The 15399-nt window shown below is 48.1% G+C and carries 13 protein-coding genes; 1 reads left to right on the top strand and 12 read right to left on the bottom strand.

What is annotated here, in order from left to right:
• Positions 1 to 50 precede the first annotated feature (50 nt).
• The 10 genes from AC0WRU_RS11195 to AC0WRU_RS11150 form a co-directional block, all read right to left on the bottom strand.
• Entirely contained in the window at positions 51 to 1916 is a 1866-nt protein-coding gene (locus tag AC0WRU_RS11195) for an ABC transporter ATP-binding protein (RefSeq protein ID WP_476128329.1), read from the bottom strand.
• On the bottom strand, positions 1891 to 3795 hold the full coding sequence (locus AC0WRU_RS11190; protein ID WP_476128328.1) for an ABC transporter ATP-binding protein: 1905 nt from the start codon (positions 3793 to 3795) through the stop codon (positions 1891 to 1893). Before AC0WRU_RS11190 ends, AC0WRU_RS11195 begins: the two co-directional genes overlap by 26 nt.
• Before the next feature lie 225 nt (positions 3796 to 4020).
• Positions 4021 to 4845 carry a thioesterase II family protein gene (locus tag AC0WRU_RS11185; protein WP_476128327.1) on the bottom strand — a complete coding sequence of 275 codons (825 nt, stop codon included), beginning with the start codon at positions 4843 to 4845 and terminating at the stop codon, positions 4021 to 4023.
• 807 nt (positions 4846 to 5652) lie between these two features.
• Positions 5653 to 6630, bottom strand: coding sequence for a class II fructose-bisphosphatase (gene glpX / locus AC0WRU_RS11180; protein ID WP_476128326.1), 978 nt, complete (start codon positions 6628 to 6630; stop codon positions 5653 to 5655).
• A gap of 138 nt (positions 6631 to 6768) precedes the next feature.
• A complete protein-coding gene (locus tag AC0WRU_RS11175; RefSeq protein ID WP_476128325.1) occupies positions 6769 to 7572 on the bottom strand; it encodes a pyruvate, water dikinase regulatory protein in 804 nt (267 codons plus the stop codon).
• 13 nt (positions 7573 to 7585) lie between these two features.
• Complete coding sequence (locus tag AC0WRU_RS11170; protein WP_476128619.1) at positions 7586 to 8200, bottom strand: helix-turn-helix transcriptional regulator; 615 nt, start codon at positions 8198 to 8200, stop codon at positions 7586 to 7588.
• Positions 8201 to 8442: 242 nt separating this feature from the next.
• Positions 8443 to 9654, bottom strand: coding sequence for an ABC transporter permease (locus AC0WRU_RS11165; protein ID WP_476128324.1), 1212 nt, complete (start codon positions 9652 to 9654; stop codon positions 8443 to 8445).
• Entirely contained in the window at positions 9651 to 10370 is a 720-nt protein-coding gene (locus AC0WRU_RS11160; RefSeq protein WP_476128323.1) for an ABC transporter ATP-binding protein, read from the bottom strand. Before AC0WRU_RS11160 ends, AC0WRU_RS11165 begins: the two co-directional genes overlap by 4 nt.
• 6 nt (positions 10371 to 10376) lie before the next feature.
• Positions 10377 to 11837, bottom strand: a complete 1461-nt coding sequence (locus tag AC0WRU_RS11155) for an efflux RND transporter periplasmic adaptor subunit (RefSeq protein WP_476128322.1) — start codon at positions 11835 to 11837, stop codon at positions 10377 to 10379.
• 13 nt (positions 11838 to 11850) lie between these two features.
• Entirely contained in the window at positions 11851 to 13026 is a 1176-nt protein-coding gene (locus AC0WRU_RS11150) for a TolC family protein (protein ID WP_476128321.1), read from the bottom strand.
• 322 nt (positions 13027 to 13348) lie between these two features.
• On the opposite strand from AC0WRU_RS11150, the gene AC0WRU_RS11145 reads away from it, so the two are divergent.
• Entirely contained in the window at positions 13349 to 13537 is a 189-nt protein-coding gene (locus tag AC0WRU_RS11145; RefSeq protein ID WP_014281398.1) for a hypothetical protein, read from the top strand.
• A gap of 97 nt (positions 13538 to 13634) precedes the next feature.
• Here the strand turns inward: AC0WRU_RS11145 and AC0WRU_RS11140 are convergent, their stop codons facing one another.
• A complete protein-coding gene (locus AC0WRU_RS11140; RefSeq protein ID WP_476128320.1) occupies positions 13635 to 13961 on the bottom strand; it encodes an MGMT family protein in 327 nt (108 codons plus the stop codon).
• A 143-nt stretch (positions 13962 to 14104) separates the two neighbouring features.
• Entirely contained in the window at positions 14105 to 15265 is a 1161-nt protein-coding gene (locus AC0WRU_RS11135) for a rhamnogalacturonan acetylesterase (RefSeq protein ID WP_476128319.1), read from the bottom strand.
• Between the last annotated feature and the right edge of the window lie 134 nt (positions 15266 to 15399).

Genomic DNA, 15399 nt, shown 5'->3' with positions numbered 1-15399 from the left:
CCGTCTCTCTCCTCGTAAAATAGATATTGGTAAAAAGAAACCTAGCATATTTATGCGGTTTGTTCCTCAGGATGCTTTCGAAACTGAAGCTCATACAGCTCCGCATAATGACCGCCCTCGGCAAGGAGCTGGTCATGGGTACCCTGTTCTTTCAGCTCGCCTTCGGCAAGGACACAGATCGTATCCGCCCGCTCAATCGTAGACAATCGATGGGCAATGACTAATGTCGTACGATCCTTCATCAGCTCATTTAAGCCCTGCTGGACTTCATATTCCGATTCTGCATCCAGGGCCGAGGTCGCTTCATCCAGCAGCAAAATCGGTGCATTTTTGAGCAAAGCACGGGCAATCGCGATCCGCTGTCTTTGACCGCCGGACAAGTTGGCTCCGCGTTCACCGACAATGGTGTCGTAACCCTCCGGCAGCTCGGCTATGAAGCCGCTGGCATAGGCCGTTTTGGCCGCTGCCTTCACTTCATCATCTGTGGCATCCGGTGAGCCAAAACGGATATTATCCGCTACTGTACCGTGGAACAGCGTAGCCTCCTGTGGTACATAGGCCATCAAATCCCTGACCGCATCCAACCGAAATTCTCCTGCCGAACGACCACGGACCCGCAGCACACCCTCATCCGGTGGGTAAAAGCCCAGCAACAGCTTCATGACTGTGCTTTTGCCACCACCACTCGGGCCGACAAGCGCGGTTACCTGCCCTTCCGGCACGATCAGGTTCAACCTTCGCAGCGTTGGACAGTCCGGCTGATAGCCAAAGGTGATGTCGTGCAGCTCCAGCGCAGCCGGAACTTGTTCAATGGCGTGGCCTGGGCCCACGGTCTCGACATCACCATAAGATCCCTTAGGTTCACTGGCTGATAAAGCTGCCGCCTCCGGGCCGATAAGCCCAGTCCGCAGTCCCTTCTGTTTCGCCGCTGGAAAGTGCTCCTCTTCCTTCGGCTCATCCAGAATTTCGCGGATACGCGCCAAACCCGCCAAGGAGTTTTGCAACAATGATATAGCCGCCCCCAGTTGCAAAAACACCGTGGAAATACCGCTTTGCAGCTGTACAATCTGTCCCAGTACTCCCAGCTCCATTTGCTTCTGCGAAACCAGAATCAGTCCGGCGACAAGCACACCGCCCAGCGTAATGAATTCAATTATAAAATTGCACATATCCTGCAAGCCCATATGACGTCCCTGCCGGATGCTGATGCTGTTTATGTCCTCACTTGCATCGTTACAAAGGCCTCCTACCTTTTTCCGCAATCCAAACAGCTTCACTGTCTGCAAACCGGAAAGCAAATCACTCAACCGTTCCGTGAACCTGCTCATCCGTCCCTGTAACTCTTCACTCGTCTGTCGCATCTTCTTCGCGAAATGAGAATTGACCCAAGCTGAGGCCAGCCCCAGTAAAACCGCCATAATCCCAAATCGCCAATCCAGCGCCATCATAATGACCAGTGAGCCAAAGAAAAGCGAAATTTCCAGTATAATCGAGCGAATATGAACGGTGTAAGCCTGCTCCAACGCCTGTACATCGTTCGTCATACGGGATACAAGATCACCCGAATGTCGTTTTTCGGCCTTTTCGTACGATAGCTTGACGATATGCCCGAATAGTCTCATCCGTACGTCGGCAATCGCCAGCTTCACACACCGCTTATACATGTAGCTGCACAGCGGGGAAATAAGACTTAATGCTAAAAATGTACCGCTGACCAAATAAACCGCCCGGTATAGCTCCTGCACATCGCCATCAACCGCAAAATTCAGCAAATAATGCACCACAAAGGAAAGTAAAATCGTGATGCTGGCATTGGTCAGACTGTTGCCAACCAACCCGGTAAAATACCATTTCCGGTGCGGCTTCATCAGGGACATCAACTGCTTAAACTCATAAAACCCCTGCTTGAAGGTCACGCTTCTCACTCCTTTCCTCCGGCATCGAATTACCGTTTTCCATCGTATGCTGATCCTCTTCGAAATTTTTCAAATACAGCTTTCGGTACACACCGTCACGGCCTAGCAATTCCTCATGGGTCCCCGATTCCACAATGCTCCCCTGATCGAGTACAATAATCCGGTTCGCCTGACGTACGGTTGACAGTCGATGAGCAATGACCAGTACCGTCCGGTTTCTCATTGCCGCATTCATCGCGATCTGCACCTGAGCCTCCGACTGGCTATCGAGCGCTGAGGTTGGCTCGTCCAGTAGAAGCAGCGGAGCATTTTTCAGCAATGCTCTTGCTATGGAAATACGCTGCTTTTGTCCGCCGGACAATCCGCCTCCCCGCTCGCTCAAAAGGGTTTCATAGCCCTCGGGAAGCTGAACAATAAAATCATGCGCATGTGCCGCTTTCGCCGCCTCGACAATTTCTTCCCGGGTCGCCTCCAGACGTCCATATCCGATATTTTCTGCAATGGTGGCTGGAAAAAGCGACGGCTCCTGAGATACCATCGAAATATGGTTGCGCAGGCTTGTTAAATTCCAATCTGTCAAGCTCTTTCCAAATAGTTGAACGGTTCCAGCATGCTCTCCCGGTTCATTAAATCCGCAAAGCAGCTTGAAAATCGTGCTTTTGCCGCCACCGCTGGCGCCGACAATCGCTACCGTTTCTCCTTGTCCTACCTGGAAGCTAATATCCTTCAGCACCGTGTTCCCTTCGTTGTAGCCAAAGGTCAAATGCTCAAAGCTGACCACAGCAGCGTCACCAACGTCATCATCGCTTTCTGCTCCGCCTGCCTCGCTTCCACTAGTTTGCTTGGCTTCCCTATCTGCATCGTCTTGCAAACGGCGGGCCTTATCCCCTCGATCTTGACCGACTGAAGTGATTTCGCCGCCTTGACGTTCATCCGGCCAATCCAGTAGCTCAAACAAATGCTTAGCCGCTCCCCCTGCTTCCTTCATTTGCGAGATGATCGTCGGCAGCATTGAAATGGGCTGCAATATGAACGAAATCAGATATAAAAATAGGACAATGCCTCCAGCATTCAGCTCTCCATGTTGAATCAGGTATCCTCCGTACACAATGACCAAAATAATCGGTGTTGCCAGCATCATCACACCTACCGGAGTAATGAACGCATAGCGTTTTTCCAGCCGCAAGCCGCGCTTGACGACCTCCTCCATAATCACCATATACTTCTTCAACAGCACAGCCTGCATATTGAATGCCTTGACGATAGGAATTCCTCCGATCGCATCCTGCCCCACCGCGTTCAAATGAGCCATTTTCTCCTGAAGCTCCTCGGAGTATTTTTCAATCGGCTTGCTCATCAGTGATGTTATGATCATTCCTACAGGCATGAGCGCAAGACTTGCCAAAATCAGTTTCCAGCTTGTCAGTAAAAGCAACGTTAACGATGCCGTAAACACAAGCGGTAAATAAAACAGATTGGCAAACTGCTGGATAAAAAAGTTCTGTAACACCGCCGTATTGTTTGTTAGACGGGATACCAAATCTCCGGTGAACTTCCTCTCCACGCTGGAAATCGGTAAATCGCAAAACTTATGTACGAGGTCGCCTCTCAAGTCCCGCAAAGCGCTAACGCTAAATCGCGCTGAAGCGTACCTCATCACAAACTTACAGGGCATTCCAATTAGCGTCATACCAACAACCAGATAGATCATGTTCTGGGCGGAGGAGAATGTCCCCTGTGCCATTTGCTCAATGGCCTTACCCAAAATAATGTCTATGGCTGCCAAACATAAGGAGGCGATCACCGTTATGAGAACCCATAGATTGTACGGTCTTACATAACGTGCGAGTCTCCGAAAAGCAGAATTAGATCGAAACAAAGACATCCCTCTTTTTCGTTGCTCACACTTTCGCAGTGCGAACTTTTTTAGTTGCAATGGACACGGTGAGATAAACTCTGGCTCTGGATGTAGGAGTGTTTGCGTGGAATGAAATCGTTCTTGAATTATGCTGGGAATTGCATCATGGTGGTGGGTTGGCTGTTGGATTGTTACTGAGATGTTAATCATGTTGTGTATCGTGGTGTATCGTGATGTGTGGGGCATTTAACTCTGTCTGAATCGTGGTTGTAGAGTATTGGTGCTGTAAGATGTATGAGCTGCGGTAGCGGGGTTCAGAGCTGAAGATGCGGACAAAATATTCACGACTGCGCTTATAACTTCTTGCTCTTGTTCATGGATGAAAAAGTGATTGCCTTCGAACATTCGCACATCTATGGGCGATGTGGTGTGTTGCTGCCAGGCATGGAGTGAATCAGTCGTCACCTCATGATCCTTCATGCCGCCTAAAATGGTCATCGGACAGGCCAATGAACTCCCCGGTTGATAAACATACGTTTCGCACACCTTAAAATCTGCACGCAGACGAGGCATAATAATTTGCATTAACTCTGCATTTTGCAGTACTTCTTCGGGTGTTCCCTGCATCAAACGAAGCTCTTCGGTGAAAGGTTGATCTGCTAAATCATGGAGTTGTTTTTTGGAATACGGAAGATGTGGTGCGGATTTACCGGATACGATGATATGGACAGGCAAAGTCCCGGTTTTGTTATACAACTGCCGTGCTGTTTCAAATGCAATCAGTGCTCCCATACTGTGTCCGAAAAAAGCAAACGGCTTATGTACGTATGGAGCCATAGCGGGAATCAACGATTGCACGATGTCCTGAATGGTGTCCATTGGAGCCTCTGTTGAGCGGCTTTCACGTCCTGGAAGCTGTACAGGCAACACCGTAATGTCAGGCGCAAGTCTAGACTTCCAGGAATTAAATATGGAAGCGCCGCCACCGGCATAAGGGAAGCAAAATAGTTGGAGCTTCTCAGCCGGATGGACCGCAGTTTTCGCAAACCAAGATTGTGACCGAGTCGTCATATGAATTCCTCCATCCTCTATGCAGTTCAGGATTTTACAGCAAATCCTTATATCGCTTTTTTTCTTCCAACACTTTCTAGCTATTTTTAAATATACAAACTTTAAAACCGCTTGGCATGGGACAAAAGATCTAACTTGATAGAGTTCATAAAAATAAACAAAATACATATTATGCTATTTATTTTCAGACTTTAAAAGCAACAATTTCACTTTTTGCATGAATTACCTGCCGATCATGATCTGTTAATTTGATTTAAAACGAGGTTTCAAATTTTCATGCTTTTGTAAAATCACAATGATGATGATTTGCAATAGACGCCGAAAGCCTTGTGCTACAACAATTTTACCTTTACATGCCATTAACATAAATGTAACAAATTCAGCCTGATATTATCCGACAAATTCCGCCTTTTTCCGCAACAGCCTTTATCTTCCTATTTTATGGGATTAAATTTCATCAAGCTCACATCAATCAAAATTAATAACTCTTTAATTTTTTAATAAATAATATTGTTTTATAGTTCAATAGAACCAATTTTCATGAAATTTTTTTTGACTCTCCGTCTAAAAATTGCAGTTCAGATTGAATTGTTCTTTCCTGAAGCTATGAATTTTCTTTTCAAACTTTAATAGAAACGTTTTTATCTTCCTTCAAAAGTGTCAATTTTCAGGAAATTTATATCTTTGGTTCTGGCCCTTCTGCAATCGGTAAACGAATCGGAAACACCAAACAGCAAGTCTCCATGTGGTAAGAGACTTGCTGTTTTTAAGCTTTTATGACTTGGTCTTTGATGTAGCTGTGAAGACTTAAGAGGATGCGGCTGCAGCGAGCGTACCGGAAGAGTCAGCCGTATGGTGAATACTCCGTACAAAGCGGATCGTTTTCGTTTCCGAGTGCATCACGACCGAATGGGTTTCCGCTCTATGACCAGGGAGGGAACGAACCCCTTGCAGCCACTCGCCCGGTGTCACGCCAGTAGCCACAAACATTACGCCTTTACGTCCGACCATATCCTCCATGGACAATAAAGCCCCCGGATCAGCAATGCCCATACGTTTGCACCGTTCGATCTCTTCTTGATCATGAGGCAACAGGCGACCTTGAATCTCTCCACCCATGCATTTCAGCGCTGCCGCAGCCAGCACACCTTCAGGCGCTCCACCGGAGCCGATATGCAGATCCACACCGCTATCCAGGGATGTTTCAATTGCACCCATTACATCTCCATGCCCAAGCAGCTTGATCCGAACGCCGCTTTCCCGCAGCAGCTTGATGATTCCGGCGTGACGTGTACGATCCAGAATGGACACGGTAAGTTCGGACAAGGATTTACCCAATATCCGTGCGGCCTTTGACAGGGTAGTCGGAATCGGATCATCCAGTGACAGCTTTCCAGCCAGTGCCGGGCCTACGGCCATTTTTTGCATATACATATCCGGAGCATGGAGCAGACCACCACGAGGAGCAGCAGCAATGACCGAGAAGGCATTGTTCAATCCGTTCGCCACCGTTTCGGTTCCCTCCAGCGGATCGACGGCGATGTCTAAGGCCGGCCCTCTGCGATTGCCTACTCTTTCCCCGATATACAGCATGGGAGCCTCATCCATTTCTCCTTCGCCAATGACGACCGTACCGTCCATAGATACTGCGTTAAAATGAGTGCGGATGGCTACCGTAGCCGCCTCGTCCGCGCTGTTCTTATCTCCACGTCCTATCCATTGCGCTGATTGCAGCGCTGCCGCCTCTGTAACCCGAACGAATTCCAATGCCAGTTGACTCTCCATACCTATCCCTCCACCTCTTCTATATATAATTGTTATCCTATAGCAAATTATTATTTATAGAGCAGCTTTGCTGCTATTTATATATCTATAACACTCCTGTATCCTACAGCAACTATTATCTATAGAGCAGCTACGCTGCTATAACATTTTGATAATCAAACCCGCTGTTTCTTCAATCGCTTTATCCGTGACATCAATGATCGGGCAACCTAATTCCGTAAACAGGGATTGCGCATACGCGATCTCTTCCTCCACCCGCGTCGATGTAGCATATTGCACATTGTTGGGCAATCCCATCACCTTGAGTCGCTCACTGCGTATTTTTAACAGCAGCTCCGGCTGGATCGTCAACCCAAACACCCGACCATGCTGTACATCCTTTAACTGTGCGGGTGGGGTCAACTCCGGTACAATGGGAATGTTGACCGTTTTAAAGCCTTTATGGGCCAGAAACATCGACAAAGGGGTTTTGGAAATACGGGAAACGCCAAGCAGTACAATATCTGCTTTGAGAATGGCGCTCACATCTTTGCCATCATCATATTGAACCGCAAAATCCATGGCTTCCACACGGCGGAAATAATTATCGTCCATCCGATGCAGCAGACCGGGTTTTTCCTTCGGATCATCATGGAACGTATCGGCAAACGCCTGCATCATCGGGCCCATGATATCGACAGCCCGCACATTCAGCCGGACAGCCTCCTCTTTCATTGCTTCTCTCAACTCCGGCTGTACCAGCGTATAGGCTACAAAGCCTTTACGCTCGGCCACCTCTTCCATCACCCGACTCAGTTCGTCTTCATCTCTTACATTCATAAATCTCTTGATCTCTGTGTCCGGTAGCTCAAATTGGCGCATGGTCGCCCGAACGACGGCTTCCGCCGTCTCGCCAATCGAGTCTGAACAGATCGCTATAAAATGACTGCTCGCCTGAACCATTCGATTCCTCCCATTAATCCTCTGCTACCATATCGAGCAACATTTTGATGATATTTGTTTTCGTAATGCGTCCCACGACTTTCCAATGCTCTCCTGGTTTGTCGGAGTTGGAAGGGACGACGACAGGCAAACTGTCAATTTGACGGGCAATGATTTTGCGCGCTGCCTCCAATACAGTGTCTTCCGGGAAAACAGTGACGACATTCGCCTGACGGGTCATTACGAGACTGACAGGAATGGTCGCTGCATTGGGATTACCTAAAGTAACCTTGAGCAAATCCTTGCGGGAAGCTACCCCTGCCAAATCTCCGTCTTCATCAGTGACGATCAAATTGCTCACATTTTCCAAAAAAAGAGCTACGACAGCTTCCTGAATCGTTGTTGTTTCGCGTACGATGACTGGAACCCCGTGAAGATCGCCGACCTTCATTTGCAAGAGCCGGAATTTTTCCTCCCGGTTCGGCGTGCCCCGTTTTCCGACAAAATAACCAACCTTGGGCTTCGCATCTATATAATTCAAAATACCCAGCTTGGATAGGTCGGTCCGAATGGTCGCCTTGCTGAGATTGAGCATTTCCGCAATCTGATCACCGGTAATCGGGGCATGCTTTTGTACGATGTTTAAAATTTCTACTTGTCTTGCCGTAAGGTCGATGATGAACGCCCCTCCTTTTTTTCCTTGCTATCTGATATTGAATATAATACGTCATATATAATTAAAAATCAACCTATAAAATTATATAAAACATCACATATATAAGATTAAAGCGGTTATTGATGGTTTTTTATCGTTTAAAGCACTTATACCACACTAAAAAAAGCGGATACTTCACATCCTGCTCTTTCGAGTAAGACGAAGTATCCGCTCCTTTATTCGTATCTTAAAGCATCAATCGGACGCAGCTTGGACGCCTTCCGCGCCGGGTACACTCCAAACAGCACACCAACCCCCATGCAGCACAGAAAAGAGTACAGCACTGGTTCCATCGTATACACAATCGGCATATGGACAAATTTCTCCAGCAGCTTCGCGCCCCCAAGACCCGCCATAACGCCAACCAGTCCGCCCATCAGACTGAGAAAAACAGCCTCGGCCAGAAATTGCAGCATAATATCACTGCGCTGCGCACCAATCGCCTTGCGAATCCCGATCTCCCTCGTCCGTTCCGTGACAGACACCAGCATAATATTCATGATACCAATGCCCCCAACACCAAGCGCTATTGCAGCGACGCCGAGCAACAACATATTCATAACCTTGTCTACACCTGAGACCGTTTTTAGAATCTCCGTTTGGGTCGTGATCTGAAAATCATCGCCCTCTGATGGCTTCAGCTCATGCCTGACACGCAGCACCTGCCGGATTTCAGCACTTGCCTGATCGATCTTCTCCTCCGTTGTTGCAGAGACATTCACCTGCTGAATGCTCATATTGCCCAGCCGTTCCATCCCCGTTGTAATCGGCACATATACCTGCTGCCCGCTGTTGCTCATATTGGAATTGGAATTTGTCAGCACACCGACCACCTTAAAAGGAAGCTGCTTGATCATGATCGTCTCACCGACCGCCCTGGAAGCATCTGGGCCAAAAATATTACGGGCCGCATCACTCCCAAGCACGGCCACATTCATACGTTTATCCACTTCATAGTGGGTAAACGACCTGCCCTGAGCGAGCGACAGCTTTCTCACGTGAACGAATGCCAGCGAAGTCCCCTCAATTTGCCCGCTGACCTTATTGCGGCTCCACGTAATATCCGCATTGGTCATTGCACTTGGAGCTACCTCGGCTACGGCTTTTTGCTCCTCTAGCGCAGCGATATCCTCCAGAGATATTCCTTTCGTCTGACTGAACGACATGGAGCTGGACCCATCATATGGGGCATAAGGATAAATCATGAGCAAATTATTCCCCATACTGTTAATCTGCGACGTAATCGTGGCCGTAGAGCCTTTACCGATGGCTACAATCGCGATTACAGCAGCCACCCCAATAATAATACCCAGCATGGTCAGCAAGGATCGCAGCATATTGGTTCGCAAACTGTTGAGCGATACCCGGATAATTTCCCGAAATTTCATGCCTTCACTTCCTCTGCCGCCATTCTTCGGTTCCCAACAGGCTGATCCTCTTCAATCCGTCCATCGCGAAAATGAATCAGACGCTTGGCGTATTCTGCAATCTCCTGATCATGCGTAACGAGCACAACCGTTTTGCCCTGGTCGTTCAGACGCTGAAAAATCCCCATAATTTCAACGCTTGTTTTGGAGTCCAGTGCGCCTGTCGGTTCATCCGCCAAAAGAATGACCGGATTGTTCACAAGTGCGCGCGCAATGGATACCCGTTGCTGCTGACCGCCTGACAGCTCATTCGGCTTGTTGTTCATCCGATCGCCCAGCCCCACGCTGGTCAGCGCCTCAATGGCACGCAAGCGCCGCTCCTTGGCTGATACCCCGGCATAGATCATGGGCAGCTCTACGTTATCCAAAGCTGTGGCCCGCGGAAGCAAATGAAATTTTTGAAATACAAAACCGATTTTCTGATTACGGATAATAGCCAGCTCATCCTCACGTGCATCCAGTATGGAATAACCGTCCAAATAAAATTGCCCCGAGGTAGGCAGATCCAGACAACCGATGACATTCATCATCGTGGACTTGCCTGATCCAGACGGTCCCATGATCGCAACAAAATCACCGTCAGCAATATCAAGTTGTACCTCACGCAGGGCATGAATTTCCTGATCCCCGACCTGGTACACTTTTTTCAAATCCTCAATCTGAATGACGTATCTCATACCTGTTTAAAAGCCTCCCTGCATACCGCCCATAGCGGAAGGGTCCGGCGGAGGTTCAGGAGCAGGCACAATAAGAGTGTCACCCTCCTTCACACCCGACTTGAGCTCGACTCGATCTGGCGTGTAAAATCCGAGTTCTACGGGCTTGAATGTGCGCGCGCCTGGATTTGCAGAGTTATTAGAGGAAACATACACGCCGTCCTGTCCCCCCTCTGATCTTAGCGCAGTCGCTGGTACGAACAACACATTTTTGTGTACCCCCATAATAACAGCGACATTCATAATCATGCCCGTTTTCAGCTTGCCCTTCGGATCATGAACAGACAGCTCCATCAGATAAGTCGTCATGCCTTCATCTGTGGATGCCTCCGGTGAGACAAATTGCACCTTCCCAGGGAACGACTCACCCGGATAAGCATTGGTGGATAACACCGCTGAAAGTCCTTTTTTCACCTTTACAATATCGTTCTGACTAATTTTCGCAACAATTTTGAGATTGTTGGAGTCCGAGTTGTTCATAACGATAAAAGGAGCCGTCGGACTGGTTCCGACATCCCCGTTCACCTTTAAAATGACTCCGTCCCACGGTGCCGTGACCTGAAGCTTGTTCAGGTCATTTTTTTTCTGCTCCAGCTCGGTGGCCAGTCTTCTAACCTCAATCCGTGCGGATTGGATATTGGAGGCATCGGCCGGAACCTCAGTTTTGCGAAGCTCAGCCATAGCCGATCGATAGCCAATTTCAGCGTCTGCGATGGCATGACGTTTTTGCGACATGATTTTGCGGAATTGTAAATCCAGACCGTCATAATCTGTCTGTGCCTTATCCAGTGCTTGCTCTGCCTGCTCCATTTCACTGTTAGACACCGCCCCGGCATCATGTAAAAACTTTTGATCTTCATATGCCTTACGTGCCTGCTCCAGCTGCTTTTTGGAAGCCTTCTTCTGACTTTCCGCTTCTTCCAGCTCAAATGATTCCTGCGCTGTATCGACAGCCATTTTAGCCCGAAGCACGTTCGTCTTCTGAATTTCAATATCCTCCGCCTTCGGCCCCTTCTCCAATTCAGCCAGCTTGGATTTGGATATTTCCAAATTATCGGATGCGCTCTGGATCTGCATCTTAATTTCAGAGCTGTCCAAAAGAGCCAGGACTTGTCCTTTTTTCACCTTGTCTCCGGCCTTCACGTTTACCGCCGCCAGCTTATTTTCGCCTGCACTTGTGAAATTCAGCTTTACTTCCTTGGAAGCCTGCACAGTACCAGACGTATCCAGCTTCTCGCTCACATCCCCGCGCTCCACTTTAAGCGTCTCGTCCTGAACCAATGGTGCAGCCTGCTCTTTGGGCAGCTTCAAATACACTGCTGTTCCACCCCCGCCTATAACCAGCAGCACAACCGCGGTCCAGATCCACTTTTTTCTCCGTTTTCTTCGTAACTTTAATAATGCATCGTTTAAAACCGCTTCTGCCAACTTTGTTTCCTCCTTATGTGCTCCATGGCTTGCTCAACGTGTACTCATTCTGACTCAGCTCAATCGCCAGCTCTTCCATTTGCCGTTCAATCTGGTCCACCTTCAACTGGCTATTTTTCAGCTCCAGCTCGATAATTAAGCCTCTGGCCCACTTTTTGCGGGACAGCTCCAGCCCCTCTTTTGCCGTGCGCAGACTTTCTTCCAGTTGAACGTATTTTTTTTGGTTTTCCTTGACCGTGGCATATAAATTGCGGAGCGATTCGGCAAAATCCTTTTGTCCCTTGTCCAGCTCCTCCTTGGCTGTATCCACGTCCATTTTGGCTAGATCGTAAGCACCTGCACCGCTGTTAAAATCGAAATATCTCACATTGAGTTCCGAGGTCTTGATGCTATCCTCCAGCTTCCACAAGTTCGGATTCATATCCATCAGCTGTTGTATATGTATTTCGATATCCAGCTTCTTCGGTTCCTTGTACACTGGTCGATCCACCATTTCATAGGCTGTTCCGTTAGGCTGGCCCATCAGAAAATTCAGAGCGTCACGCGATTTTTGCAGCGCAATTTTTCCCTGCTCGACCGTCTGCTCCGCCTGGCTTCTGGCCTGTGTACTCTCGTTTTTCGCATACTCAGACAGCTTGCCGCGCGCAAATTTGGCGAGTGCAATCTTTTCCTCCGCTTGAGCAATTTCAAGCGCTTCCAGATCATTTTTCACCTGATTCTCTGCCACGAACACGCTTTGATAGCTTTTCATCACATTAAAATAAATCTGATCCTTGGCGAACTGCGCCTGCTTTTTGCTGGCTAGATAGGATAACGTCGAAGAGTTATAATTTCTCCAGGATGACTCATCACCAACATATTCACCATCTATAAAATCGACGAATGCATTTCCCAGATCCTTTTCCGCATTTTTCAGTTCCATTCTGCGACGCTCCACGTCCCGCTCGGCGGTACGCGTGTTGTAGCTATTCGTCTGTGCCCATTCCGCTGCCTGCTTGAGCGTTAATGGAGGTAAAGCCTGTCCCGTTACGGAGGCGGTCTTCGATGTAACCGCAGCAGACGAAGTTCCTGATATACTTGCTGACGTATTTCCTGTTGAACTCCCTGCTGCACTATCAGCCTGAACGGTGGAAATCAAGCCTGACGACATCGTCAAAACGAGCAGCGTGGCAGCCACTTTTTGCTTCATAAGATGAATCTCTCCCCTTTCAGTGAAATCTTTCGAATTATTTCCATAGATTTCGACATAAATTTCCACAGTCTATCCGCCACCTAATTGTACTTTCAGGTTAATGTTGGTACAAGGTGTCAAATCAATACATTTTTGTAACCTTTATTTCAGCATATTGTCAATGCAAGCTGTTCTCTTGCAAATCAGATATAAAATGAACCTGTTTTTACCTGAACTTCACCTAATTTTCAGCTAATTTTAAGGAAACCAACAGCATCTATTAAGGTTGGGAACATATACTAGAGAAAGAATAACAGCCGCTCACTGGGAGGGTTAATAGATGATAAAAGAATCTCGCATGACAACTACTAACGAACCGTCTGATTTGTGGATGACCCGATTTTTACGTGAATCCGAACAGCAAAAGAAACAACTGATCCGGGAAGCCCGGAAAAATAACGATATACCGCTTATAAACAGTATTTCTTTCCACCTTGCCCAACGGAATCAGCAGCATCTGATCAGCTAGGGATGATTTTAATAGAGATGAATCTCGCTTCTAACCTAAAATGCCGATCAACGTCGCTTGGATGCGTACGTGATCGGCATTTTTAGGTTGTTTCTATCTATTCGTCTTCTGTCATTCCTTGAGAATCATGCAGGTATTTTTCCAGCGAAATTCGTCCGTTCTCCATAAACTGTATACCTTCTGCTTCCAAAAGCAGCCTTTGTAAAGAAGCTCCTTCATCGTCCTGTAGCGCGATTTCTCCCAATCGATTTACGACCCTGTGCCAGGGCAAGCGGTACTTGCTGCTAAGCGTATGCAAAATACGCACCACCTGACGCGCCCCTCTCGGACTGCCTGCTTCCGCTGCAATTTGTCCGTAGGTCATGATTTTCCCCTCAGGGATGGACTGGATTATTTTTAATACACGAGCTGTAAAAGGCTGCATGTGATCGTCGAATCTCCTTTCCCCTAGCCGTAAACTGTGGTCTTCACGTCTCAAAACAGTGCTGACACCATACAACAAAACCATTCCGGCTCTCGCGCTGTTTTTCTATCATTATAGCACCCACAGTCTTCGGTTGGCGAAGGCTAGAATCCGCTTAGACCCTGCCTTTTTAAATCCTTAGCTACTAGACGTGCCAGTTCCTTTGCTCCCGCAACATTCGGATGCAGCGTGTCACCGTTCATATAGAGGGCAAGCGTGGCTTGCGGGCCAATGGAGGTAAAATAAGCTGAGCTGAGCACGTTCAGATCGACCAAAGGCGTTTGTTCCTCTTGAGCCAGCGCTAAAATAGAGCTTCTATACCATCTATTTTCAGCAGTGTGTACATTGTTGGCGTTAAAATCCGTAGCTCGCCCCTGCGGTGTTGACAGGATTACGGTTGCCCCCTTGGCCTTGACCTGCCGGATCATATCCCGCATCCATTCCTTAAACTCCGCTTCGCTTTCGTTATGCTTCGGGTTGGTGTCATTAATGCCCAACTGGAGAATGAAATAATCCCCCGGCTTAATGTATTTGACGATGGCCTCGAGCTGACCGTCATGATGAAAGCCCCTTGCAATTTGACCACCTGACGCCATGTTACGGATCTGGAATGTATTCGGATTTACGAATTGTGGCAATAACTGACCCCATCCGGCCTGCACGCCGCTATCCAGTGGATAGTAATTGCAGACGGTAGAATCCCCGCCGATGTAAATCGTCCGATTCGTAACGGGGTTGTTAGACAATCGCCTGATTTCCAATGCACTTATTGCAAAAGAGGTGCCCTCTTTACCTTCAGTCATCAGCAAATTCAATTGCCCATCGGTCACGGGAATTTGAAAACGGTCCTTCGCTCCGTCCCCCGTCATATTGATGACCTGATAGACTCCCTCGGCGGCAACGCTCGCTCGGGTCGTATTCCCTAGCGTGACCGACACCTCATATAGCCCTGGGGCAAGGTCCATATCAAATGTATTCCCGCTTTTCGTACCGGTCGTCAGAAACCGTACCGCATCACTAGCGACACCAGTACCCGATGCTCCCACATTGCGTACGTTCTCGGGTGTACGAAAGCCATAACTGCGCGTCGCATCGTATCGCAGGGATGCGTTCACCCCGGTATAGCCTGATTCCACTGGCCCCGCGCCAAAATCAAATTTGTAATCGCCAGCCGCTCCATACGCAGGCGTAGTCCCATTCAAGCCCGGCGTACTACATAATAAAGCGACCAAAAGCATACGGGTCATTCCTTTCATCCACTTCATATCATCATTCCTCCTCCAAAATGTAGAATACCCTAAGGACGTTTCAACTCTTTTGTAAGCGCATACATAAAATTACGTTCTTTTACCTCATGGATACAGGTTTGTGCCCATTTGATTCCTATGCAGGCAAGAGC

This window comes from Paenibacillus sp. 1-8, assembly GCF_056316205.1.
This window is presented reverse-complemented; position numbering and strand designations above follow the sequence as displayed.